This is a genomic window from Brevibacillus sp. HB1.2 (genome assembly GCF_013332495.1).
GTDB lineage: Bacteria > Bacillota > Bacilli > Brevibacillales > Brevibacillaceae > Brevibacillus > Brevibacillus porteri.
The window spans coordinates 178,281-203,678 of sequence record NZ_JABMIU010000001.1; the positions used below are offsets into that span (position 1 = coordinate 178,281).

The window sequence follows — 25,398 nt, forward strand, 5'->3', positions numbered from 1 at the left end:
CTCCTTGTTCTCCTCTATCTACTGTACAAGATGGCAAGCGATCCAGTGTCCGTGCCTCACCTCCTTCCAGACCGGCGCTGTTTCGGCACAAACACCTTGTGCAACCGGACATCTGGTGCGAAACGGGCAACCACTTGGCGGATGAATGGGGCTGGGCGGTTCTCCCGTCAGTACTATCTGCTCCCGCTCTTCGCGCTGGGCTGGATGGGAAACCGGCATAGCCGAGATCAAGGCCTGCGTGTACGGATGTAGCGGTGTGGCAAACAACTGCTCGCTCGGTGCAAGCTCCATCATCTGTCCCAAGTACATCACGCCGATCCGGTCGCTGATGTGCTTCACCATCGACAGGTCATGGGCGATAAACAGATAGGTGATAGACCGCTCTGCCTGAAGATCAGCTAAAAGATTGACGATTTGCGCTTGGATGGACACATCCAGTGCAGAAATGGACTCATCTGCCACGATAAAACTAGGCTCCACCGCAAGCGCGCGGGCGATGCCGATACGCTGCCGCTGTCCGCCGCTGAATTCATGCGGAAAGCGTTTTGCGTGGCTTGGGTGCAATCCTACTAGCTCCAGCAGCCGATAGACGCGTTCTTCTCGCTCTTTTCCTTTTGCCAATCCATAGGAGTCGATTCCTTCTGCGATAATGTCGCCCACTCGTAAACGCGGATTGAGTGAGGCTTGCGGATCTTGGAAGATCAGCTGCATGTGGCGGTTTGCTTCCCGTCGTTCACGTCTATCCATCCTGGCGATGTCTTTACCTTGAAACAGGATGCGCCCCGCACTAGCTGGGTACAGGCCCACGATAGTCCTGCCCAGCGTAGACTTGCCGCATCCGCTTTCCCCAACGATTCCAAGCGTCTCCCCTCGTCTGATTTCAAAAGAGACTCGATCAACAGCTCTTACCTGTTGTCCCCCGCCAATCTCAAACGATTTAGCGAGATTCTCCACCCCTACAATGTTGTCAATCATGTGTCTCCCTCCCTGCCATCATCCACGCTTCTGTTCTCATGGCACGCGGGTCGTTCAGCCAGCAGCTTGCCTCATGCTGATTGAAAAACGAATTCGCTTGTGGCATATGCTCCAGGCAAATTTCCATGGCAAATCGGCAACGGGCAGCGAACGGGCAACCGACAGGCGGACGAAACAGATCCGGTGGTGTCCCTTCGATGGGGATCAGCCGCTCTTTTTTACCTGCATCGAGACGTGGCACAGACTGCAACAGCCCTTGTGTGTAGGGATGGCGTGGGTTGTCAAAGATCTCTCCCACCGGGCCGCTTTCCACCACTACGCCTGCGTACATGACCGCTACATGGTCGGCCACCTCTGCGACGACGCCCAAATCATGGGTGATCAAAATGATCGACGTGTTCAATTGTTCCTGCAACTCTTTCATCAGACGAAGGATCTGTGCCTGAATGGTCACGTCGAGCGCAGTCGTCGGTTCGTCGGCGATAACTAACTGCGGTTGGCAGGCCAGCGCCATGGCGATTCCGACACGCTGCCGCATGCCTCCGCTTAGCTCGTGAGGATACTGCTCAAATCGCCTCGCCGCCTCCGGAATGCCTACCCTTACAAGCAGTTTCAGCGTCTCTTCCTTTGCTTCTGTCTTCGTCTGCTTTCGATGTTTGATCAGGCCTTCCGCAATCTGCTGGCCGATTTTCATCGTTGGATTCAGCGAGGTCATCGGGTCCTGGAAGATCATACCGATCTGCGACCCGCGAACCTGCTGCCATTCCAGCTTCGTCAGCCCAGTCAGTTCACGCCCGCGAAACCGAATGCTGCCGTCTTTTACCTGACCGGATCGCGGAGGAATCATTCCCATCAATGCCCGGGCGGTCACACTTTTTCCGCAGCCGCTTTCTCCGACAATTGCCAACGTCTCCCCCTCCTTCACAGAAAAGGAAACCCCTCTTACCGCCTGCACCTCTCCACCGTACGTGCGAAAGGAGACGCGCAACTGATCTACTTCCAACAATGGCTTCACGATGTACTCCTCCTCATTTCCTGATCCGCGGGTCCAGTGCGTCCTGCAAACCGTCCCCGAGCGCGTTGCACGCGAACATGGTAAGGGAAATCATGAATCCCGGAAAAAACAGCCGCCACCACTGTCCGCTCAGCATAACTGCCAGCGCGTCGTTGGCCATGGTTCCCCAGCTGGCGGTTGGTGCCTGAACTCCCAGCCCAAGAAAGCTGAGAAACGATTCTGCGAAAATCGCATGTGGTATCGTAAAGGTCAAGTTCACGATGATGACGCCGATCGTATTCGGCAACAGATGTTTCATGATGATTTTGGCATGAGAGGTACCCAGCTTTTCTGCAGCCAGCACAAACTCCTGACGCTTGATCTGCATGATCTGCCCTCTGACCAGACGGGCCATGCCGACCCAGCCGGTTAGTGAAAGGGCAATAATGATCGTTGCGAGTCCAGGCTCCAGAACCACCATCAGCAGGATTACCACCAGGAGATACGGAATGCTGTACAGAATTTCAGCCAATCGCATCAGGATGTTGTCCACACGGTCGCCCAGCTTGTTCCTCCCTGCCATATAACCGGATATCCCGCCGATGCAAACGCCGATCACTAGGTCGATGGCAGCTGCCGCCACACCAATAAATAAAGAGATTTGACCGCCTACCCAGGTACGTGCCCACATGTCCCGACCCAAGTCATCCGATCCAAACCAGTGCTCGCCCGACAGTGGCAGATTTCCCTTCGTCAATGACTGTTCATGCGGGCTGTGGGGAACGATCATCGGCCCGATGATGGAGAGGGTCACCACTGCCAAGAGAAGGAAGAACCCGAGCATTGCCAGCTTGTTGCGGAATACTCGCTGCAATACCTCCTGCCAATACCCAAGACTGGGACGTTCCCGAATTTCCTCGGATAGCCGGGTTCGGTCTACTGGTCGAAACAGCGAATCCAGTTGTGTTGCCTGATTGGCCATAACGCTACTTCCCTCCACTCGTCAATCTGATGCGCGGGTCAATCACCCGATACAGCAGGTCGATGATGTACAACGTAAAAATGAGGACAAAGCTGTAAAATACTGTGGTGCCCAAAATAACAGGGTAATCGCGGTTAAAAATACTTTCCACGAAGTATTTGCCGAGCCCGGGAATGGCAAAAATCTTTTCCACCACAAAGGTTCCGGTCATCAGGTTGGCAAACAGCGGACCGATAAAGGTAAGAACCGGCAATATGGCATTGCGCATCCCGTGTCTAACGACAATAGAAAAGGTGCCAAGCCCTTTCGCCTCCGCTGTGCTTATGTATTCCTGTTGCCAAACCTCAAGCATGCTGGCTCGTACGAAACGAGCGATAATGGCGAGCGGACCGATAGCGAGCGCAAGCGTTGGAAGAATCGAGTGTTCCCAGCTCCCCCACGCAGCAACGGGAAACAGCTCCCATTTGACCGCCAAGTACTTGATCAACAGTGGCGCCAGAATAAAACTGGGGACGGAGATCCCGATGATGGCTGCAAACATAGACAAGAAATCCAGCGTTCGATTGTGATAGAGTGCCGCTACGATTCCCAGTGTGATTCCACCTGCTAGCGCGACAATAAACGACTGGAGTCCCAGAATAGCCGATGCGGGAAATCCTTCTGCAATCAGCGTGTTCACATCCCTCGTCTTGGACTGGATAGAGGGCCCCAAGTCAAATTGCAGCAATCCTTTCAGATAGAGCAGGTACTGTACCGTGATTGGCTGATCCAGGTTGTACTCCGCCCGCATGTTCTTTACCACTTCTTCTGGAAGCATTTTGGCGTCAGACGCGAACGGGTCACCCGGAATCAGGTGCATGGTCACAAACGTTACCGTGACAATGATCCACAGCGTAACGATCATGAGAAAGCCACGCTTGACCGCATAATGAAGCACGTTGTTTCCTCCTTCACATAACACATAGTAAAAAGATATGAATACTAAGAATTATAAATATAGAAAACCCCTCTCCGAAAAGAAGAGGGGCGATTACACGGTTCCCACCTTCTCATCTCGCAGAATAACTCCGCAGGAATTAGCACCGTAAGGTCAATCAGACCAAGGTTGCCGGGTTTCATCGGGCCAGCCCCTCCACCACTCTCGATAAGAATGTTCTATGAAATTTAATTTCATCGTAAAATTCTTTTTTATCTTATCATTTTACTCGGATATGTCAATGCTGTTCAATGACAATTGATTTTTCTTTATAATTTATGGAAAAAGTAAATCTTCACACACGTGTGGATATAAGGATGTCAGCCCAAATCTTAATTGTGGTAGCTAGGATCAACAAGGCAAGAATGGTCTGGAGAATCCGGGTGCCCAAACGTTTGCTGACCTTCGTACCGAGTGGCGCTGCCATGATGCTGGCGATTACCATGATCACGGATGGCCACAGCAATATGTCCCCTGCCATCCATTTCCCTATCGTCGAACCGATGGAAGAAAAAAAAGTGATGGCAAGAGATGAAGCAATCGTAACTCTTGTCGGAATCTTGAGGATGGTCAGCATGATGGGAACCAAAATAAAAGCGCCAGCTGCCCCGACAATTCCGGAGGCGCCTCCGACAATCAAAGCGGATAATACGGCTGTTGGTTTATGAAAGATAACCTCGGTCTGTTCACGTCCGTCCATCCGCTTTTTTGGCAGAAACATCAAGATTACAGCAATGGTGGCCAAGATGGCGTAAACGATATTGATAGCATCTGCCGAAAGAAATTTTCCTCCATACCCTCCAAGCAAGCTCCCAACAATAATGGCACTTCCCATATACGCAACGAGCTGGTAATGAATAAGCTTATCTTTGCGCAGAGTCCAAACAGCAGCTAGGGTGGCAAAAAATACTTGGACTGCACTTATTCCGGATACTTCGTGAGCTGTGTAAGCAACGAATCCAAGGGCGGGCGGAATGTACAGAAGCATCGGATACTTGATGATGGAGCCCCCGATTCCGACGACACCAGAGATAAATGATCCCGCGAAACCGATAACAAACAGTGTGATCACAAGGTCGATAGTCATACGCTCACCCTTTGCAATACCTCGCTTCGTTTTATCCTCGTTCTACGATTGCCAAGCCGTCTATTTGCCATTTCAAGATTCCGCCGCTCAAATTCATGACATCCTTGAATCCGTTTGCTTTTAGAATGCTTGCGGCAATAGCGGATCGGGCACCGGAACGGCACTGTACGAGAAGCGGCTTATCGAGAGGAATCTCATCCAGCCGCTTGGCGAGCGTACCGAGCATGATGTGCTGTGCATCCGGAATGTGTCCTTCCTTCCACTCAGCCAGATTCCGTACATCTACTACGTGTACTTCTCCCTTTTCCACCCGTTCTGCAATCTCCAACGGTGTTACCTCTTCGATTGTCTCGAGCGAAGACACTTCCCTTTCCATTAACTTGCCACTGTCGATAAAGCCTGTGACATAATCAATCCCTACGGCATGCAAGGCCTGCAAAATCCCGTCCAGATCATCTGGGGTGGCCATGAAGTGAACCGGGCGATCGTAATCGACAATCCAGCCCGCCCAGTTGGCAAATGACTTGTTAAAAGGAATGTGAAGTGTTCCCGCCAGATGCCCCTTCGCAAATTTCTGGAAAGGACGCGTATCAATAATCTGTCCGTTTTCCAGCGATTCCTTTACCTGTTCAAACGAGTTGAACTCTTGAACAACAGGGAGTTCCTTAAGCAAGGCAGGGCCTTCCTTATTCACGCGTTTCATCACTGCAAAATACGTTGGTGGCTCTGGTTGTCCATCCAGGAGTACCTTGACGAATTCCTCTTCACTGGCGTGTGATAGCGCCCAGTTGAACAGCTTTTCATAACCAACGGTAGAAGACGGCACGGCCCCCAGTGCTTTGCCGCAAGCACTTCCTGCGCCATGAGCTGGCCATACCTGCATATAATCCGGCAGTTGCTTGAATTTTTGGAGGGACTGGAACATGGCTCTTGCACCTGACTCGGACGTACCCTCCATTCCCGCCGCTTTTTCGAGCAAGTCCGGTCTTCCGATATCGCCGACAAAGACGAAATCTCCCGTGAAGATTCCGATTGGGCGATCTGCATTCCCTCCGAGGTCTGTCAAAAGGAAGGAGATACTTTCAGGTGTATGACCAGGGGTATGCATGACTTCAAATAGCAAGTTCCCGATAAAAAAGCGATCTCCATCTTGTACAAGCTGATGGTTCAAACCATCCAAGTATTGATACTTCCAATCTTCATCACCCTCATTGGATAAAAACAGCTTCGCCTGATAAGCTGCGCCCAGTTCCCTAGCACCAGAAACAAAATCAGCGTGAATGTGGGTTTCCGTGGCGGCTACAATGGAAACCCCCTCTGCTTTTGCGACTTGAAAATAAGGAGCCAGATTGCGGGCGGGATCGATCACAATCGCCTCTCCAGTTTTTTGGCAGCCGATCAGATAAGATGCATGCGCCAGTTTTTCATCATAAAAGTAACGTAACAACATCGTGCATTCCTCCTTTTACACCTCTATTATTTGTTTGATTTTTCCGCGAGTACTTCGAGCAGCGATTGGGTAAAGCGAAGTGTCTTTTGGACGGTGGGATCCTTCATGAGCTTGTAAAGCGTGAACACGGAAACGGGTTCGCTATTATGTTCGGCTCTTCCTTTTGCTTCTTGGAAGACAGCCATTCCATGCTCCACTTTCGCGGACACAGGAGCCATGTACGTTTTCATACCGTTGAGCAAATATTGCTGCGATTGCTTATCCTTTCCGAGACTTTCCAAAAAATCAGCAGCTTGTTCGAGAACGCTGACATACTTAACGAGCTTTGGCATCTTATCAAGCAAAGTAAACAGGGCGTCTATCGATTCTTTTTCAACAAAGAAACGGGACAGTTGACCATCTACTCGCTCGAACAAATACCGTAGTGATTCCTGATCGCGCAAGATCGATGTGGCTACTTCAAGTCCCTCTTCGGCTGCCAGGATCGTATCTTTTATCTTCGGGAGCTTTCGGATCAATATAGTGATCGCTTCCTGAACTTCTGGATCAGATAAATCCTCTAAAAACATGTCAGAGCTTCTCTGTTCCTTCCTGTCATTCAAAATGTAGCTCTCCCCCTCTCTTTCAAAGACTGTCTTACATCAAGCCTTTTAGCATGCCATTCCAATACAGGATGGGAAGCAGCTCTCTTTTCATCAGGTACATACTGAATCTCTCTTCAGATTGGTCAAAAGGAAAGGTTTCACACGGCATGAGGTTGTAATCAAACTCAGCCAGCACCAGTTTGTTGTACCCCGTTACGAGTGGGCAGGATGTATAACCGTCGTACTTGGCAGTCAATGGATTACCATTGATCAGTGCGAGCAGGTTTTTCTCGACGACTGGCGCCTGTTTGCGAATAGCAGCTCCGGTTTTAGACGTGGGAAGATTCGCGCAATCGCCTATGCCGAAAATAGTAGGGAATCTTTTGTGCGCAAGCGTAAATGGATCGACATCGACCCAGCCTCCTGCGTCTGCCAATGCGCTGTTTGCAATGAAATCAGGTGCTTTCATGGGAGGGGTCACATGAAGCATGTCATACTTCCATACGTGCTGCTCTTTGGTGTCCAGATTCTCGAATACGGCTTCTTTGGTATCCGCCCGCACTTCCATTAGGTTATGCTTGTATCTGGTTTCGATGTTCTTGCGACGAATGACGTCATTGAGGGTATTTGCATACGTGGGAACGTCAAAAATGCTTCCCTTCGCCGATGCAAAAATGATCTCTGACTGGTTGCGAACATGTAACTTGCGAAAGTAATCATCGGCCAGATACATGATTTTCTGAGGGGCTCCGCCGCACTTTACGGGTGAGTTCGGGTGCGTAAAAATGGCAGTGCCGCCTTTAAAACTCCGGATAGCTTCCCATGTACTTTCTACTGTTTGGTAAGCGTAGTTGCTGCAAACACCATTCTTGCCTACGGAATCTTTCAGGCCCTTTACCCCCTCCCACTCTATTTGCAGACCAGCAGCTACAACGAGATAGTCATAGGAGAGGATGGTTCCTTGTTTCGTATGAAGTGTGTGTTGTTCCGGTTGAAACATGGTGACCGCATCGCAAATCCAGTCGACGCCTGCGGGAATCAGAGAGGAAAGTTCACGCTCGGATTCCTCCTTTTTCGCAGCACCCCCTCCGACTAATGTCCACAATGGCTGATAATAATGCTTGGACGCGGGGTCGATGATGGCGACTTGTCCCTTGAGCTTTTTGGAAGCCCGGACAATACGAGCAGCAACAGAGATACCAGCTGAGCCTGCTCCCACGATGACAACCGCATAATGAACTTGTTTTGCCATAGTTCCTCCTTCGACGACGATATCGTTTTCAATCGTACGATGATGGTTCATGAGGTGTAGTCTCTCTATTCAGTTTATTCCTCTGTCATTTTTTCCATATAGGGGAAGTCCCCTACTTTTTGATCTATGCGATCAAAATGCCAGATCGAGATATCTATTTTTTATGGCGTATTGGATCAATTGATGCTTGGAATCCAGTCCTAGTTTCTGCATGATATTCGTTTTGTGGTTCTCCACGGTTTTGACACTGATTAACAGCTTGTCTGCCATTTCCTTATTGGTATAGCCAAGCACAATGAGTCTGACAAGCTCCTTTTCACGTAGCGTTAAAACAGAAGGCATCGTCTTAGCATCCGATTTCAGCCATAGATGGATGATCTCTTGCGATACGGAAGTCTTGTAAAAGCGCTTTCCTTTGTAGACCTCCACAATGGCTTGAAACAGCAGCTCACCATGGCTGTTTTTTAAAATGTACCCATGGGCTCCGACGGTAATAGCCTTCTGGACAAAAATCTCCTCGTCATGCATGGTCAATATGACGATTTTCACGAAAGGATTCGACTTGCGAATCTCATTACTTGCTGAAAACCCATCCAGCCCATTCGGCAATGACAAATCCATCAGCACCACATCGGGTTCCAGCTGATTGGCTTTAAGGATGGCATCGTTCCCTGTATGACTCTCTCCGACAATTTTAATTTGAGAGTAACTTTCGAGAAGCACACGCAATCCCTTCCGAATCATCGTGTGATCATCAACCAAAAGCACTCGTATCACTCTGCTCTCCCTCCTTACCCACTACCGTTACCTTGATCGATGTACCTTCGTGGAGCACGGAGTGAATCTGAAGAGTCCCCTCCATGTGATCCACTCGTTCTTCCATATGTTTCAGACCCAGACCAACCTGCACCTGATCGCGAACAAATCCGATTCCGTTGTCCTGAATTAGTAAAGTCAGTTGGTCGTCTTCCTTGTACAAGATGACTTCAATGAGTGTCGCCTTCGCGTATTTCAGTGCATTATGTAAGGCTTCTTGGATCACACGGTACAAATTGATTTCCAAGATTGGCTGAAAATGATCGCTAACCTTGCTGTAGGAAAAGGTAATGGAAACATCCTGATGTGTTTTGTTCAAGCTAGAAACAAGATGCCGTACTGTAGGAATCAGCCCCAATTGATCGAGACTATGCGGACGCAGCTGTAGAGAATAGAGCTTGACGTCTTGTATCGCTTTTTCCAGCTCATTCACGATCTCTTGCATGAATTCCCGGAAATGCCCTTCCTTGTTGAGGCGCGCTTGAATCGCCTGAATGCCTACCGAAACGGAATACAAGGATTGTCCTACGCCGTCGTGCAGCTCCTGGGCCAAACGCTTATGTTCGTTTTCCTGGGCTTCTAGCGTTTTTTGCAGCACCTGCTTGGAGATTCTGACCTCCTCTTCTTTTTTCTTGACCGTCATATCTTTCAAGACTAAAAGGACATCCTGCATGTTATGTTCACCATTTTCATAGATGACCGCCGTGCTCATTTCCATGTCGACGTACCGCCCTTCATACGTGGGCATCGCAGAAAGAAAATAGGGAACCTCCCGTTTGGCGAGCAAATAACATCGTTCTTCTCCCGGTTCCAGCTCTCTGTTTTGGCAGTAGGAGCAGAATGGCACCTTTTCTCCTCGTTTCCAACCGGTCATTTTCTCTGCGGATGGATTCATCACCATAATTTTTCGTTCCTGATCCATGAGAATTATCCCGTCCTGCAAGTGGTCGAAGATTTGCTTCAGATAACCGTTATCCATCGCCTTCCCTTCATCGCCAGAGCGTTCAGAATAAGTCGGACTTTGATCCATTATTGGTCCTCCAAGCTACAAGTTTTGTTTTTATCCAATCGTAAGAGACAGAGGGAGTGTTTCAAATAGGTACCTTCCCCTATCTTATTGGGTTTCTGACATAATGCGAATGCCGGATGGATAATCAAAGGTTCTCCTGATAACGAATAAAGCGGTAATTCCTTCTTGCAGGAATTGCCGCTTTTTAAATATATGCGTAAAAAGAATACCTTGACTTAACTATATGGAACAGGTAATCTTTACCCGCACCACAAACGGGATTTCATAATGCAGAAAGGTTGTATTGACTTCATGGCGTTATCTCACACTACTACCAAGAAACAGGTCAACAAGGAAAAGTCTTCTATCTCTTTGCTCTCTCTTACCGTAGGCTCATTTGCCATTGGGATGACGGAATTTGTCATTATGGGTCTGCTGCCGAATGTTGCAGCGGATTTGGATGTTAGTATCTCATCTGCGGGTCAACTCATTACCATGTATGCGCTAGGGGTAGCCATCGGTGCACCGATACTGACAGTCCTCACTCACCGAATTCCCCAAAAGAAGTTACTCTGTCTACTCATGGTTCTGTTTATTCTCGGGAACGGAATCTCTGTTTTTGCTCCCAACTACGCCATATTGATGGGAGCACGCCTGATCACCGCTTTGACACACGGGACATTCTTTGGAGTTGGGGCTGTTGTAGCCTCCAGTCTTGTAAGTCCTGACAAACGTGCCGCAGCCGTTTCCATTATGATGGCAGGTCTGACGATCGCCAATATTATTGGTGTGCCTCTGGGGACTTTTATCGGTCAACATATGGGGTGGCGAGCTTCATTTGGCTCTATTGCGATCATGGGAGTCATAGCACTGATCGGAATACTCGTTTTCGTCCCAAAAATGCGACAAGAAAACACCGGGAGTATCACTGGGCAAATTACCGCTCTTCTCAAGCCCAAGCTCCTTCTGTACCTCCTTATTGGAGCACTAGGCAACGCAGGTCTATTCACCGTGTTTACGTATATTACGCCACTGCTGACGCAAATCACCGGTTTTGCTGAGTATCATGTAACGTGGATTCTTGTCCTCTTCGGCTTTGGAGTGACCATCGGAAATATCGTGGGCGGAAAGCTTGCGGATTGGAAGCTGATGCCTTCCATACTCGGTCTTTACTTTACGATATGCATCATTCTCACGCTGTTTACGTTTACCGTATATAGTCCAATTGCTGCCGTATTGACCATTTTTCTATGGGGAGCTGCTTCTTTCGCTGTATTTCCAGGGCTGCAAGTACGTGTGATGAACCTCGCTCAGAATGCACCGGCGCTTGCTTCTACCTCCAGTCATTCTGCCGGAAATCTAGGAAATGCAGCTGGTGCTTTCATTGGCGGATGGGTTATTACTCATCTGGATATAACCGCCCTCCCGTGGGTCGGTGCTATGCTCGTATCACTGGGTCTGATTTTAGGAATCGCTTCTTATATAGCTGAACGCAAGCTGCAACAAAGTGAAAAAGGGTACTCCATTTGAGCACCCTTTTTCTTTTTCTCTGGTCTAAGCCGTTCCGTACGGTTTTGCCAGGATTCGCTCCCACATCGGAATAAACTGCTTGATCAGTGGTCCGATCGCAAGGGCCGTCACAAAGGTTCCCACCGAAACGGGCCCACCAAGCAACAAGCCCAACACCATGACCGTGCACTCTATACCGATCCTGACTTTACCGACACCCCATCCCATTCGCTCATGTAGAGCTAACATAAAACTGTCACGTGGACCGGCTCCCAATCGCGGTGAAATATACATGCCCGTGCCGATCGTATAGATGAGCAGACCAACAGCAAACAAAATGGCTCGTTCTATAACGGTCTCTCCTGTAGGAATCCAGTTCAGCCACATAAATAAGTCAATAAACAGCCCGAAGAAAAACATGTTTAAAAACATACCCACGTTAGGCCGGATCTTGCCAATGATGTAGGAAGCGAGAATGATCATGGCTCCCACGATTTGCGACCATATGCCGATGGTCAGTCCAAATGTCTTCTGTAATCCGATATGCAGTGTATCCCACGGTGCAACACCTAAATGAGCCTCAATCATCATGCCAATACCAAACGCCATGACCGCCAGTCCGATCATAAACACACTGTATCGAACGGCAAGCGGATGAAGTAGTAACTTCCTCCACATCATTTTCTCCCCCTCTAAAAATTCTGGATTTTTCAGCACACGTAGGTGGGGATTTGGTGAATGTTACCTTATTGGCAACGATTAAATTATTCACTAGGATCACCTTCCTATTTCGAAATGGGCAACATGATTTCCACGATGGTACCCTTGTTGATCTCACTTGAGATGGTGATGGTGCCTTTATGATCTTTCATTATTTTATTGCTGACAAGTAAACCTAAGCCTGTTCCTTTCTCTTTCGTAGTATAAAAAGGTTCACCGAGTCTAGGTAGCAATTCTTGGGAAATGCCACATCCATTGTCAGTAAAGCGAATCAGCACGTGGGTTTCATGTAGGCATGTGGTTTCTATGCTGATTTCGCCATTCGCCGTGATCGCATCCAGAGAATTCTTCAAAATATTGATAAAGACTTGTTTTACTAGATTTTCTTCTCCATTAATCGCTATCGGAATATGGCTGAATATGGTGTTGATCGTAATGTTGGTTAGATTCGCTTCTGATTCGAGAAACTTTACCACACTTTCAATGAGAGGATGTAAAAGAATCCGTTTCACATTCAGAGTTTGCGGTTTAGCCAATACAAGCAGCTCACTCACGATAAAGTTGATGCGATCTAGCTCGGCCAACATAATGTCTGTATAAATGACGCCATCTGATAGTGTTGGACGCAAGTACTGAATAAAGCCTTTTAATGACGTAAGCGGATTTCTTATTTCGTGCGCGATACTTGCAGCCAATTCACCAATTACGGACAGCTTTTCTGTTCTCCTGAGAAGTTCTTCATTTTGCTTCCTCTCCGTAATATCACGTGTAACGTTGATGAAATATTGTCTTTCACTATCCGAACTGAAAAAAGGCATTCCTTTTGATTCGAGGTAGATCCATTTCTCGTTTTCCAGTTTGTATCGATACTCACATGTAATAGGTATATGGAATTGAAGCATAGTGGAAAATCGCTCACAAACGAGTGATGCATCTTCTGGATGTATGTTTCCAATGATAATTTGGCTCGTCCCTAATTTCTTCAGATGTGAAGGTGAACTATACAATACGTGACCATTCTTATCAATCACGGAGATGAAGTCTGCTGTGTGCTCGGCAATGAATCGATACTGTTCCTCGCTCTTGCGCAAAGCTTCTTCAGACTGTTTTCGCTCCGTGATATTGCGTGAAACGAATAAAAAGCTATCGTCCTCTTTGTTCTCAGACATGATCGGAACACAACGCGACTCCCAGTACACCCACGATCCATTTTTATGGCGTATTCTGATCTCCATTTGTACATTTTGGGGATTCGAGGAGAGTAAGTAACGCAGGTCTTGCACGATTTTCACATCATCGGGGTGAATGAGATCAAAACTATTCGTTTGCAGAAATTCATCCGGTGTGTATCCCAAATGGTGCTCGATAGAAGGAGATACAAAAAGATTATTCATGTGTACATCATGTTGACAAATCACATCGCTTGTATTTTCTACGAGGATACGGTACTTTGCCTCGCTTGTCACGAGAGCCTCTTCCGCCATTTTGCGGTCCGTAATATCCCTTGCGATGACGGAAGTGCCTACGATCGTTCCTTCTCGATCTCTTATAGGGGAAGCTGTTAGACCAACCTGCACGATCTGGCCATTTTTTCGTTGACGCACGGTCTCATAGCCCGTAATATTTTTTCCTTCATATTTAACCTCGTGGAAAATTTCCTTTGTTTCGTTAATGAGATCTTCAGGTACAAGACAGTACGGGTCATTCAAGAGGTCTTGATATGTCCAACCATAGATTTTTTCAAAAGCACTATTCACAAAAAGTATACTACCCTGCATATCCCTAATTGAAATCGCGTCCGTAGTCGTTTCAACAAGTGACTGAAGCAGCTCTTTCATATTGAACTGTTCTTGTCTAAGGTCGATTCGCTGAGTTTCTTTATCCATATGTTTATACCTTCCTTAAACGAAGATTGTGAATAATGATAATATTCTATGCTTGTTGAAAATATCCTTGAGAAAATATCTATGCCACTAAAAAAAATACCGCCCCTTAAAAAGGAACGGCATCGATCATGATACCCGGTTAACCTTTCTTAGGTATCAAACAGAAAAACCACCTGACCAATCCTAGAGGTGGTTTCTGTGATGTCTGGTACCATTTCCTATCGACTCGATTCTTATTCAGGGCTTTGCTCAGAAGCCATGGCACTGGCTTTCGTCTCATGAACGGTGCCAAATGGATGATGAGGTGGTGCGTAGATGGAATATACTTTAAGCGGCGTATTACCCGTATTGATAACATTGTGCCATGTACCCGCAGGGATCATAATGGCATCGTTATCGTTGACTCTTTGTTCAAAATCTAAATGATCTTTGCGATCCCCCATCCGAACAAGTCCCTGACCTTCTTCCACTCGGATGAATTGATCCGTATTCGGATGATTTTCTAAACCAATGTCGTCTCCAACATTTATACTCATCAGCGTCACCTGCAAGTGCTTCCCTGTCCATAATGCCGTACGGAATGCGTTGTTTTGCTTTGTGGCTTGCTCAATATTCACGACAAACGGCTTTGGTCCATAATCTCTTAATTCGATGGTACGCTGATAAGGATTTCGGCTTCTATTCCAATTTGCATGGTTCCCATTGTAATAATGAGGACTCCATCCATAGTGAAAATGGTTGTTATTCCAGCTGGCAAGCATGGGATAGTGCCATTGATAGTAATAGTAAGAGTTGTTGTACATCTCCATCCCCTCTTCAGTGTATAGGATTTACCCTTTAGCCTATGTGGCTACCTGATGATAGGTAACTATCCTGAAGAGCAATTTCAGATGGTTCTTACTTCGTCTATTGCGATTGGTTGCCGGTCAGCCTTTCACGGGTATCAATTTCCACGCCAGATAATCGTTTGGTAAAGGTCGCTCGCCAATTTGTGGACAGTTCCTCTACTTCCAACAGCTTTTTCATGCCAGCGATATTGTCTTTCTCTTGATGCATGATTCGGTTTGCGTACGACACCGTTATTGCCTTTGGATGGCGAGAGAGCCTTGTCAAAACATCTGAATGAGATACCAGCCCTTCTTTCAACACGCGAAAATAGAAGCCGGTATAGCCTGTCTCTTGTACCTTTAGCAGCATGTCAGGTACGCCGTATCGTACAGACAATTTGTAACAGGGTTGCCTCGGTTGACTAACTTGTACGACCGCTTCCCCTAGCTGAAAGGTATCACCGATACAAACATCCGTTTCTACTAACCCACGGATCGTCAGATTTTCTCCGAATGCACCGATTGCCAACTCTCTTTGTAATTCAGCCTCCCAAAATGGGTAGTGCTCATACGGATAGACGCATACAGCCTTTTCCTTCCCTCCATGGTGGACAAGATCTGCCTGCCCATCTCCCTCCAAGTTCAAAAAGGATAAATAAAGAGCTTTTGTGGTCGGGGCTTTGTAAATGCCGGTAGAAACCTCTTTGTTTTGATACTGTACCTGTTTGGGTTTCCCTACATTTATGGAAAGGATTTCGATATTCACAAGAGATCACCTCATTCTTTCATGGAATATGCATTGTGCACTACATCCATATAAATTGATAATGATTTGTTCTATAATGATAGGAAAATCCTATTATTAGGTCATAAATCGCTGGAGGGATGGTCGTTGGAGCTCAAGCAATTAGAATACTTTATGGCACTGTGCCAGGAGTTGAACTTTACTCGCGCAGCCGAGAAATTGGGCATTGCGCAGCCTTCACTCAGTCAGCAAATCCGTTTGCTTGAGCATGAAATCGGCATGCCCTTATTTGATCGTGTAGGCAAACGAACGGTTATGACGGAAGCAGGCAAAACATTGCTTCACCATAGCTATAACGTGTTTCATGAGTTGTCACAGGCACGTGCAGCCATTAGTGAACTGCAAGGCTTAAGCAGAGGCGCTTTAAAAATTGGCGTACTGCTGACAGTTGTCAATTACTTACTCCCGCCTACTGTTATCGAGTTTCACCAGCGTTATCCGAAGGTTGAATTGTCTATTTTCGGGTTAAGAACAGGTGATATTTATGAAGGACTTTTGAAAAACGAACTCGATCTCGGCATTGTTTTTTTGCCGATGGAACATGACGATCTGGAAACCATTCCACTCTTTACAGAAAATCTGGCCCTAGCAGTACCAGTGGATCATCCAATCGCGAAGGAACCATTTGTTTCGCTTGCGCTATTAAAAGAAACCTCCTCCATTTTATTGCCCAACACGTACTTTTTGCGTCAGTTGATTGATGAAAAGTGCCAGGAGCTGGGCTTCTCGCCACAGCCTGTTTTAGAGATGACCACAATGGAATCGATTACGAATATGGTCGGGCAAGGTGTCGGTGTCACAGTACTTTCGAAAGGCTACCTCGACTATCTCGATGATAAACGGATTCGCACAATTCCGATCCAACAGCCCACTATCACGGCACAAATCGGTATCGTTTACCGGAAAAACAAGTATTTGTGTGCAGCAAGCCGCGTTTTTATGGAGCACTTGATTGCCACAGTAAAGCGTGATGATGTTCGCTGATGCGGAGGTCAAGATCAGTTTATGACGGGCCAAATCATTGTTCAATAGCATAGTTGTTATCATTTCAATAGGTATTGCCTATCATTATTTAGTTGTTCCCAGCGGAAATATGCTCGGGGCATTCTTTCAAGGATGCTTCGTGCGAGAGATGCTTTTCCATGAACGCGCAATAATGGGGTGTAGTGGAATCGCCTGTATTCGGCCGAAAATGAATGCACCCTAGACAGGGCTCTGCTACAACGAGATGGCCACGTCTTTGCATTGCTGTTATCACGGAGCCGAGCCCGTTCTCGAAATCTTCCAGTATCTCATCTGGAATAGAATGAAGGGCTTCCTCCAGTGTATACCCCCATTTTTCAAGGCTTGATGCAGCTTCTTCCCCTTTTGCAGTCAGTTGAAGCAAGGTCACTCGACGATCTTCTTTTTTAGGTACTTTCGTCATGTGTCCTTTTGTTACGAGCCCATTGATGATCTTAACAGCTGTCACATGCGTCGTTCCGATTGCTTTAGCAAAGTTACCAATGGAAGCCACGTCGCTTCTCGTATACAAAGTGAACAGTAACGCCTGAATTTGTACGGGTGACAATCCCTGTTCATCACTCTCTGCCTGGGTCACCTTTTTTATCGCCTGGGACATACGAAATAGCGCCATCATGATACGGGCTGAGCGATTTTCCTTACGTTGTTGGGGATCAAACATCATGAGCTTACCTTACCTTCCATGTTCCATTCTTCTATCCATTGTAAATGGAAACATGGTCGTGTAAAAGCAGAGGAAAAAGGAGGCGCCTCAAAAGCACCTCCTTTTCTCATTTAGCCGTTTTTCACATCTTCCAAGCTTGCCCCAAAGTTAATGTGGTAGACGTTTCCGCCAATCACGAGAGCAGGTACTGATTGAATACCAGCCTTCTCTGCTTCTTCAAGGCGATTCCGCTCTGTACCAAGGTGAACAATTTCGAGATCGATCTTTGATTGATCCAGGTAATCAAGGACGACTTGCTCTGCATCTACACATACTGGGCAACCTGCATGATAAAAAATGGCTTTCAACATTTGGAATCAGCTCCTATTGATTTTATGTAGCATTGCTACGTAATTGATTATAGGAGCGACCTTCTTTCGGAACAATTACAAATTCCCTATGATTATCATAGGGAATCACGATAAGAAACGAAGGCTCTGGAATACACGCACGCCCGATCTGACCTGTTTCTAGGAAAATGCAAACGAACAGAGCCCCATCGGTATTCATTCCTGTCGTTAGTCCATTCCCGCTTTTTTCAACAAAACATGAACAATCAAGCCTCTTTCCGCGGAAGGAGCAATAGTGATGCTTCCCTCGTGATCCGCGATAATCGCTTGGGCGATGGCCAGGCCGATCCCGCTACCTCCCCTTTTTCGTGTACGGGATTTGTCCACACGATAAAATCGCTTAAAAAGGTGGGGAATCTCTTTTGCTTGAATACCGATCCCTGTATCCTCTACCACAATGTGCACGGCCCCTTCGTCCCCATATGCTCGTACCTTCACTTGACCTTCATCTGTGTATTTCCGTGCATTGTCCAAAAGGATGTCCAATAGCTGTCGAATCCGCTCCCGATCCATCAAAAGGACAAGAGCTTCTTCCCATTCAAAAAGCAGCTTAATTTGTGGAGGGAAAATGGGTACCCACGCTTGCTTTACTTCAAGTAACAGAGGGGTCAATGGCTGCACGATTTTCGTTGAGCCTACTTGTGAGGTATGCTGCAATTTGGCTAGCGCCAACAGGTCATCAATGAGTTTGAAAAGTCGTTTACACTCTTGTTGAACAGCAGCGAGTGCTTCGTCCCTTACTTCTGGCTTGTGCTGCCCCCATCTTTGCAGAAGACTTACATACCCTTCAATAATGGAGAGCGGTGTACGCAACTCGTGAGATGCATCTGTGACGAATCGCTGCTGATAGACCATTGCTTCTTCCATACGATCTAACAACAGATTAAAGGCATGAATTAGCTCGTAGATTTCAGTCTCTACGTGATGATGGTGAATTCGTTGGGAGAGACGTTGAGGGAAAATGGAATGGATTTGCTGGATCAGATGATCGAGAGGCTTAAGTCCCCAGTTACTCAACCAATAGCCTCCAATCCCCGAAAGTAGCAAGGTAAAAAAGGAAGAGAGGAAAAGAATCGTGAGCAAGATGGAAAAATACCATTCCAGCGCTTCTGTCGTAGTAGAAATTTGCACAAACAAAAGCTCCGATGTAAACGGCAGCTGCACAGGTTCTTTTGCGACCAAGGTCCTTTCATAATAGTCTTCCGGCTCTTTTGTCCAATTGGCTCCCTGTATCGAAGCGATTTCCTTGCCGTTTTGGTCGCTGATGTTTATGAATTGATTGACGTCAGCGTAATTCGTTAACAAACGCGTCAAATAGGTAATGGTCAGCGATGCTTCTTCGGTGATTTCTGTTTTCAAATCGGCTGCAATGGCCGTTGCCTTTTGATTGAGCAATTTTTGCTCATGTTGATGGACGAGATTAGAGGTGCTGAAAAAAATAAATATAGACAAAAAGAGAAGCAAGACCAGCATCCCGGAGCTAAAAAACAGCGTGAGTCTCCATTTGAGTGAGTATCTGCGATGTGTAAGCACTGCGTTCTCCTTTAATCTCGTAGTGTGTATCCAATTCCTCGCACGGTATGAATCAGTTTGACGGATGGATCACTTTCAATCTTGTTCCGTAAATACCGGATATACACATCCACGATGTTGGTATTCCCCATAAAGTCAAAACCCCAAACGGCTGTGAGAATTTGCTCTCGCGAGACCGCTTGCTCCTTGTTTTGAACCAGATAATAAAGCAAATCGAATTCGCGCGGTGTCAACATGATTTCCTCTTCATCGAGGAACACTCGCCGCGCGTTGGGCTGGATACGCAATCGGCCAACCACTATCTCCTGGTTCGCTTTTGATTCCCGCTGACGCAATAAGACCCGAATCCGGGCGAACAACTCCTCGATTGCAAACGGCTTCGCCAGGTAGTCGTTTGCTCCACTGTCTAATCCCGTCACGATATCCGGAACCTCTCCACGAGCCGTGATCATGATAATAGGGACATCTTTGGTTTCCCGAATTCGTCGGCATAATTCTATCCCCGATAACTCGGGCAGCATGACATCCAGGAGGATGAGGTCGTACTCAATCGTTAGTGCCTTTTCTAATCCAGAAAGCCCATCGTATTCAATATCCGTCGAAAACCCTTCATTCTCCAACTCCAACTGTAAGTATCTTGCTAAGTTATGCTCATCTTCCACGAGTAGCAAATAGCCTTTTCCATCTGGTGTAGGCATGTATATCATCTCCGTTTGAATATCTTACCAACAGTTTTCTCAGGAAACTCTCATGAAATTCTACCGGGAATCTTAGTTTTGTTCTGTACGATAAGAGCGTGGATGAGAAACACACAACAAGATCAACCATTCAGAAGGGGGAACATCATGACAAAGCGAAACTGGAAAGGTACAACTACTACGGTCGTAGCTATTCTAATGGGGACTTCTCTTCTCATGAACGGACAAGCCTACGCGGCTTCTGAGACAAGTCTCACCTCCACAACTACACAAAATCTGGATCAACAGTCAGTTGACGATCAGAACAATCAACAGGCTGAAAATGTGCAATTTGATCAAATGGTGCAAGATGGTACGAATATCGACCTGACAGCCAATGAGGAAAGTACTACTGTTAGTAATCAGAATAAACAGTCAGATAGTAACACTGCTTCCTCTTCCGACATTGCCGATCAGGTCATTTCAGAAGGATTGAAGTATAAAGGCGTACCTTATAAATTTGGTTCGAGCAAAAAAACAACACGTACATTTGATTGCTCTTCCTTTACACAGCGAGTGTTTAAAGAGGTCGGAGTAAGTCTGCCGCGAGACTCACGTCAACAGTCCAAAGTCGGTCAAAAAGTCTCGAAGAATCAGCTGCAAAAAGGAGACCTCGTTTTCTTCCGCAGCTACGGTAGCTCTTCTTCTCGCATTACCCATGTTGCTATCTACGCTGGAGACAATAAGCTGCTGCATACGTATGGTAAGCCGGGAGTTACGACAACCAAATTCAAAGGGACTTCCTGGGAAAAACGCTTTGAGCTTGGAAGACGTGTGATTTAATCATCTTCTGGGGCGCAACAAAAAAAGGCTGCTGAGCACTTCAGCAGTCTTTTTTCATCATCTTCTTAAAACTAACGCTTGATTCCCTCGCCGTGACGAAGGAAGTGGGAGTAAAAGAATGAGCAAACTACAAGAACTCTGTTACAATGACACCACCCTGATTGTCGCCAGAAAGCACATACTTCCCATTGGTAGGCACTTGAATCATGATACTAGTCGCCACTGGATAATAATAAATTTTGTAGTCACCACCATTTATCGTCCCTGACACTTCCTTGGCCTCCCGCAAGCTATTCACGTACTCCTCCAAAGATAATTGACGCTCTTGCATAATGGCGCTGTGCGGCAAACCTACAAATCGGTAATGCATAGGATTGTAAGGAACGCCAGTAATTGTGACCTTTTCCTTCGGATAGCGCAGAATGAACCCGTATTTCCATGCGTTTTCTTGTAGCCACTTCCCTTCTGGGGATTGGTCGATTTTCATTTGTGTGGATGTAACGTCCAAGGCTGTACCCAGATGATGTTCGTGAAAACAATCTGGCAATGCATCGTGGGCATGTCCCTTCTCTTCAGCCAGTTTTCCCGGTTTTCCCAAGCTTCGATAGCCGCTTTTGATCATAAAATGCTTTACATTGTCACTGCTTGCTGCATGGACCATCTCGTTGAACGCCTCCGCTGCGTTCTCAGACAATTCAATGGAATTGTCTTGCAAGCGATAGCCCTCCACTAAATATTTGTGCGAAGACAGAGGGATCACATCGGATGGCACCGCCTCTGAATGGATCGGATTGTTCTTGTTGACCAGTAACAGATCGCCCTGATAAATCTGGTCTTGTTCAACGCGAATCTCTTTGTATTTCGGGAAAGCTGTAGCATCCGGCTGTGTTTGCCATACGTCCTCTACGATCGGTCGCAAGAATGGATAACCCAGTAGCAATAAAAGAATACCTAGTAAGAGAACTCTCTTTTTCATTTCCTTTTCCTCCATGTTCAAACACACGTTGTTCTTTTTCAATCTGATGATAATAGGCAATGATAAATGAAATCGTGGGTAAAAAATAAAATTTTCCTTAAATCATTTTGTTGGAAAAGGAGTGCGAAAGAAAACTGAAACGTTGTCAATTGTTCCTCGTCAAATGGAGTGAAACTTCAAAAATTGACGAGGTGGCTACCATGAATATCAAACAAAATATGATGTCTCTTTCTATCATTGCTTTGTTAACTGTGTCTTTCGCCCAACCAAGCTTAGCTGCAATGACTCCTTTTACGGATCTTGCCCACTCGGGAGCGAAAGATAAAATTCTTGCCTTACAGCAACAAGGTGTGATAAAAGGCGTAGATGATAGCAAATTTGCCCCTAACGAAACGATAACGGCTGCTCAAGGTGTTCAACTGATTGTAAATGCCTTTGATTTGAGTCTGGCAGCGATCCGTTTTGTAAAGGCGCCACAAGCCACTGACTTTTTTTCCAAAGCAGATAACGATGCTTGGTATGCAGAGAGTCTGATCATAGCGGCTGCGAACGGATTGGAGTTACCAGCTGATCTCGATCCGAATGCAGAATGGACGAAAGAGCAGTTCATTCACCAGCTAATGAGAGTCATGGAGACCAAGGGTAATCTGCCCATGATCAAACTAGTACCGGTAGAAATCCAAGATAATCATGAACTCACCGTAGATTACCAAGGCTCCATTCAACGAGCTTTGGCAAGAGATATTATCGAATTGGATAAGGAAAACAAGCTTCATCCGCAAAAGCACATCACGCGTGAAGAGGCAGCCGAAATGATATATAATGCCCTTGCGTATTTGAAAAGCCATAAGCCTCTGAACTAAAACGAAAAAAATGCAGCGATCCTCGTGATGAGGAGCTGCATTTTTGGTTTACTTAACCAGTAATCATCCGATTCACTTGCCCCGTTACCAATAGCATCGCTTGCAAAACGGGCATCATGCTAACAAGATCAGGCGAATGGAAGCGTACCGTCCGTCCTTCGATGAGTTCAATTCCTGGCATCCAGCTGACTGCTGTGGCAAATTGTGATTTCGTAAACTCTACTTCTATCGTATTCTCTACTCTTTGCTCGAGCGGTTTCACTGTACTGCGATGGAGCAATGCTTCTTTTGCTTGCTGACGGATCAACTCTCTCGCACGAACGGGATGCATCGCTTGCGACGAGAGCCCCGTTATTCCTGTCTTCACAGCGACTGTAAAGACTCCAGGGATGTCTTCTTCGACCTCTTGGGATGTTTGGGAATCTCCGGTAACGAGTACGACTGGAACACCAAAGGCTCCCGCGATTGCTGCATTTAAACCTGCTTCGCCCACTTCTTTGCCATTTAAGATAAGCCGATGGATAGCGAGCCCAGACAACGTATGATTGAGTACCGCATCTCCTGTACCCGCTTTTCCATGATAACCGATGAAAAATGCGGCATCGCAGCTACTGTCGATCCCCTGCATCATACAGAGAGGCTTGAAAAAACCACGGATGACATCTGCCTGTGGGTGCAATTCTTCCAGAATGATATTGTTCATCGGTCCATGAGATTCATTGACGATAATTTGGGTAGCTCCTGCTTCCAGTGCACCCTCAATTGCCGCATTAACATCTTGGGTCAGAAGTCTTCTCCCCGCTTCGTAATGTCTGCGTCCGGGGATAACATCCTCCCATTCGCTTAGTCCAGAGATCCCTTCCATGTCCAACGAAATAAACACCTTCATGAGAAACTACCTCCCTATCTTTGATTAGGTTTCTTTCGGTATTTGACGCGATCCCAACGCCAAGCGCTTGATCTCACCGTCTGGTTGGCGAACAAAGCGGATGAGTGAATCGACGTTGTGACGCGTGAACAGAAACGTATCTTCGCCAACAGAACGCAGCGGGAACACATCACTGCCTAGAACGAGTACGAGCTGTCTCTGTGCTTCATCGAATCTGATCTCTACTACGTCTCCTTCTCCGGATTTATATGTACCGGGACATTGCTGCAAGTAAGCAAGCGGCACTTCACAATCGGAAAACGTGGCGAACTGCGTCTCGAGCGGGCGACCGAACATGCTGTTCAACAAACCTAATGTCAGATTGGAAATGGGGGCATCATCCATGTTGGTCAAAAGAATGCCGGTTACTCCCGCCTCTGGAACGATGAACATTTGCGCGGTCATCCCTTTTAAGCCGCCGGTATGGGTAAGTAAGGTGTAATCTTCGGAAAATGGAAACACGCCGAGTCCGTAACCATAGCTGCGGCTCAAGTCAATACGGACATGAGGCGTAGTCATTTGGGAGGCGCTATCTCCCGAGATGATTCTCGCTCCATTTGAAAGCCCGCCTGTCCGATAAACATCCGCATACCGAAGCATGTCACGTGCGGACGATTTGAGGAAGCCTGCAGCACGCATGGAAGGTGCATCCCACCAACCAGGGGCACGTACTACTTCACGAACTCCATCATTCATGGGCCGTGTGTACAGCATGGTAGTATTGTCGTCCTCGCCTAATTCCTCCACATGAAATACCGTGCGTTCCATGCCAAGTGGCTGTAAAATATGCTCTTGGACAAAGGCTTCGTATGGTTTGCCGCTGACACACTCAATAATCGCCCCAAGCAAGCCAAAAGCTTCGTTCGAATAGCTGAATTCTGTCCCAGCAGGTCCCAACAATTCAAAGGGCAACTTCTCTATATATGCCATGAGGTCTTCGAAGGTATCGATTGGGTGTTTACATTGCACTTCAAACTGGTGAAGTAATTTTTCTGCTGTCGGATCGGCTTGTAAGCTGGGTAGCATTGCGGGAATGAGAGATGGAAGTGGTGGAAATCCGAGGGTATGTGTCATGAAATGATGAATGGTGATCCTTTTCGTTTGGGCTTCATCCGGTGTGCGAAACTCAGGCAAATAGGTGATAACCGGATCATGCACAGAAAGCTTTCCTTCTTCCTGAAGCTGCATGATCGCCATGCATGTAAACGACTTCGTAATTGATCCGATGCCAAATACCGTATCCAGATCGATAAGAGCTTGCTTTTCGCGGTCCCGATAACCAAACGCTTTTTCATAAGTGAGTTCTCCGTCTTTGGCTACGGCAATAATTGCACCGGGAACTTGAAAATCATCCATCAGCCTTTGGACGTATGCTTCAAACGACGCTTCCCACTCATTCATCTTCATGTCATGCCTCCTTAGGTTCATTTCTTACAAACAGGAAAGCAATTTCAGGTTTCATATCGAAGTATACACTTCAAAAAAATATGGATATGAAGTTTGCGCACTAGTAGAATTATAAGCGGCAGATGAAAAAACAACAATATATAATTCTGAAAATAAAAAATATTGATAACAAATCGCAGTCAAATAAAAAATGGCCCTTCGTCTTGTATGACGCCGGGCTCTG

General features: G+C 46.7%; 25 protein-coding genes and 1 riboswitch. Of the genes, 4 read left to right on the forward strand and 21 right to left on the reverse strand.

Translation table 11 applies throughout. The features are described 5' to 3' along the window. Nucleotides 1-18 precede the first annotated feature (18 nt). The 10 genes from HPY28_RS00850 to HPY28_RS00895 all read right to left on the reverse strand — a co-directional run bounded on the left by HPY28_RS00850 (nt 19) and on the right by HPY28_RS00895 (nt 10,146). Nucleotides 19-975: an ABC transporter ATP-binding protein gene (locus HPY28_RS00850; protein ID WP_174229895.1), complete on the reverse strand. Its 957-nt coding sequence runs from the start codon at nt 973-975 to the stop codon at nt 19-21. Beyond that, on the reverse strand, nt 968-1,990 hold the full coding sequence (locus tag HPY28_RS00855; protein WP_174229896.1) for an ABC transporter ATP-binding protein: 1,023 nt from the start codon (nt 1,988-1,990) through the stop codon (nt 968-970). The genes HPY28_RS00850 and HPY28_RS00855 overlap by 8 nt, the downstream gene beginning before the upstream one ends. Nucleotides 1,991-2,003: 13 nt before the next feature. Beyond that, nucleotides 2,004-2,951: an ABC transporter permease gene (locus HPY28_RS00860; RefSeq protein WP_174229897.1), complete on the reverse strand. Its 948-nt coding sequence runs from the start codon at nt 2,949-2,951 to the stop codon at nt 2,004-2,006. A gap of 4 nt (nt 2,952-2,955) precedes the next feature. After that, nucleotides 2,956-3,888, reverse strand: a complete 933-nt coding sequence (locus tag HPY28_RS00865; protein ID WP_174229898.1) for an ABC transporter permease — start codon at nt 3,886-3,888, stop codon at nt 2,956-2,958. 109 nt (nt 3,889-3,997) lie between these two features. Continuing rightward, nucleotides 3,998-4,102: riboswitch (SAM riboswitch) on the reverse strand. A gap of 120 nt (nt 4,103-4,222) precedes the next feature. Further along, on the reverse strand, nt 4,223-5,014 hold the full coding sequence (locus tag HPY28_RS00870; protein ID WP_174229899.1) for a sulfite exporter TauE/SafE family protein: 792 nt from the start codon (nt 5,012-5,014) through the stop codon (nt 4,223-4,225). Nucleotides 5,015-5,045: 31 nt separating this feature from the next. Continuing rightward, nucleotides 5,046-6,464: an MBL fold metallo-hydrolase gene (locus tag HPY28_RS00875; protein ID WP_174229900.1), complete on the reverse strand. Its 1,419-nt coding sequence runs from the start codon at nt 6,462-6,464 to the stop codon at nt 5,046-5,048. Between the two features lie 26 nt (nt 6,465-6,490). Then, nucleotides 6,491-7,066, reverse strand: coding sequence for a DUF1641 domain-containing protein (locus HPY28_RS00880; protein ID WP_106834623.1), 576 nt, complete (start codon nt 7,064-7,066; stop codon nt 6,491-6,493). A gap of 34 nt (nt 7,067-7,100) precedes the next feature. Further along, nucleotides 7,101-8,300, reverse strand: a complete 1,200-nt coding sequence (locus HPY28_RS00885; RefSeq protein ID WP_174230158.1) for an FAD/NAD(P)-binding oxidoreductase — start codon at nt 8,298-8,300, stop codon at nt 7,101-7,103. Nucleotides 8,301-8,432: 132 nt separating this feature from the next. Continuing rightward, a complete protein-coding gene (locus tag HPY28_RS00890; protein WP_017248503.1) occupies nt 8,433-9,077 on the reverse strand; it encodes a response regulator in 645 nt (214 codons plus the stop codon). Then, a complete protein-coding gene (locus tag HPY28_RS00895; RefSeq protein WP_173621824.1) occupies nt 9,055-10,146 on the reverse strand; it encodes a PAS domain-containing sensor histidine kinase in 1,092 nt (363 codons plus the stop codon). Before HPY28_RS00895 ends, HPY28_RS00890 begins: the two co-directional genes overlap by 23 nt. 291 nt (nt 10,147-10,437) lie before the next feature. Here HPY28_RS00895 and HPY28_RS00900 point away from each other — a divergent pair, with 291 nt between their 5' ends. Continuing rightward, nucleotides 10,438-11,655: an MFS transporter gene (locus HPY28_RS00900; protein WP_174229901.1), complete on the forward strand. Its 1,218-nt coding sequence runs from the start codon at nt 10,438-10,440 to the stop codon at nt 11,653-11,655. Nucleotides 11,656-11,679: 24 nt separating this feature from the next. Here the strand turns inward: HPY28_RS00900 and HPY28_RS00905 are convergent, their stop codons facing one another. The 4 genes from HPY28_RS00905 to HPY28_RS00920 form a co-directional block, all read right to left on the reverse strand. After that, nucleotides 11,680-12,312, reverse strand: a complete 633-nt coding sequence (locus HPY28_RS00905; protein ID WP_020477522.1) for a YczE/YyaS/YitT family protein — start codon at nt 12,310-12,312, stop codon at nt 11,680-11,682. Between the two features lie 107 nt (nt 12,313-12,419). After that, nucleotides 12,420-14,240 (reverse strand): PAS domain S-box protein, encoded by a 1,821-nt coding sequence (locus HPY28_RS00910; protein WP_017248499.1) that lies wholly within the window; start codon nt 14,238-14,240, stop codon nt 12,420-12,422. Between the two features lie 233 nt (nt 14,241-14,473). Beyond that, nucleotides 14,474-15,043 carry a cupin domain-containing protein gene (locus HPY28_RS00915; RefSeq protein ID WP_174224559.1) on the reverse strand — a complete coding sequence of 190 codons (570 nt, stop codon included), beginning with the start codon at nt 15,041-15,043 and terminating at the stop codon, nt 14,474-14,476. A 103-nt stretch (nt 15,044-15,146) separates the two neighbouring features. After that, nucleotides 15,147-15,833 carry an MOSC domain-containing protein gene (locus tag HPY28_RS00920; protein WP_174224560.1) on the reverse strand — a complete coding sequence of 229 codons (687 nt, stop codon included), beginning with the start codon at nt 15,831-15,833 and terminating at the stop codon, nt 15,147-15,149. 126 nt (nt 15,834-15,959) lie between these two features. On the opposite strand from HPY28_RS00920, the gene HPY28_RS00925 reads away from it, so the two are divergent. Beyond that, complete coding sequence (locus HPY28_RS00925; protein WP_174224561.1) at nt 15,960-16,856, forward strand: LysR family transcriptional regulator; 897 nt, start codon at nt 15,960-15,962, stop codon at nt 16,854-16,856. An 88-nt stretch (nt 16,857-16,944) separates the two neighbouring features. Here the strand turns inward: HPY28_RS00925 and HPY28_RS00930 are convergent, their stop codons facing one another. From HPY28_RS00930 to HPY28_RS00945, 4 genes are all read right to left on the reverse strand, one after another. Continuing rightward, the gene (locus tag HPY28_RS00930; protein ID WP_174229902.1) at nt 16,945-17,559 is read right to left on the reverse strand and encodes a MarR family winged helix-turn-helix transcriptional regulator; all 615 of its coding nucleotides are present in this window, start codon (nt 17,557-17,559) and stop codon (nt 16,945-16,947) included. A gap of 110 nt (nt 17,560-17,669) precedes the next feature. Continuing rightward, nucleotides 17,670-17,909, reverse strand: coding sequence for a glutaredoxin family protein (locus tag HPY28_RS00935; RefSeq protein ID WP_017248494.1), 240 nt, complete (start codon nt 17,907-17,909; stop codon nt 17,670-17,672). A 207-nt stretch (nt 17,910-18,116) separates the two neighbouring features. Beyond that, nucleotides 18,117-19,481, reverse strand: coding sequence for a sensor histidine kinase (locus HPY28_RS00940; RefSeq protein WP_174229903.1), 1,365 nt, complete (start codon nt 19,479-19,481; stop codon nt 18,117-18,119). 11 nt (nt 19,482-19,492) lie between these two features. Further along, the gene (locus HPY28_RS00945; protein ID WP_064199512.1) at nt 19,493-20,179 is read right to left on the reverse strand and encodes a response regulator transcription factor; all 687 of its coding nucleotides are present in this window, start codon (nt 20,177-20,179) and stop codon (nt 19,493-19,495) included. A 147-nt stretch (nt 20,180-20,326) separates the two neighbouring features. Between HPY28_RS00945 and HPY28_RS00950 the strand changes: the two genes are divergently transcribed. Continuing rightward, the gene (locus HPY28_RS00950; RefSeq protein ID WP_017248491.1) at nt 20,327-21,001 is read left to right on the forward strand and encodes a C40 family peptidase; all 675 of its coding nucleotides are present in this window, start codon (nt 20,327-20,329) and stop codon (nt 20,999-21,001) included. Nucleotides 21,002-21,128: 127 nt separating this feature from the next. Here the strand turns inward: HPY28_RS00950 and HPY28_RS00955 are convergent, their stop codons facing one another. Then, nucleotides 21,129-21,977: a M15 family metallopeptidase gene (locus tag HPY28_RS00955; protein WP_174229904.1), complete on the reverse strand. Its 849-nt coding sequence runs from the start codon at nt 21,975-21,977 to the stop codon at nt 21,129-21,131. Nucleotides 21,978-22,177: 200 nt separating this feature from the next. Between HPY28_RS00955 and HPY28_RS00960 the strand changes: the two genes are divergently transcribed. Next, the gene (locus tag HPY28_RS00960; RefSeq protein ID WP_174229905.1) at nt 22,178-22,840 is read left to right on the forward strand and encodes an S-layer homology domain-containing protein; all 663 of its coding nucleotides are present in this window, start codon (nt 22,178-22,180) and stop codon (nt 22,838-22,840) included. 52 nt (nt 22,841-22,892) lie between these two features. Here HPY28_RS00960 and HPY28_RS00965 read toward each other — a convergent pair whose 3' ends face one another. Next, on the reverse strand, nt 22,893-23,729 hold the full coding sequence (locus tag HPY28_RS00965) for a M55 family metallopeptidase (protein WP_173621817.1): 837 nt from the start codon (nt 23,727-23,729) through the stop codon (nt 22,893-22,895). A 24-nt stretch (nt 23,730-23,753) separates the two neighbouring features. Further along, nucleotides 23,754-25,175 (reverse strand): serine hydrolase domain-containing protein, encoded by a 1,422-nt coding sequence (locus HPY28_RS00970; protein WP_174229906.1) that lies wholly within the window; start codon nt 25,173-25,175, stop codon nt 23,754-23,756. Between the last annotated feature and the right edge of the window lie 223 nt (nt 25,176-25,398).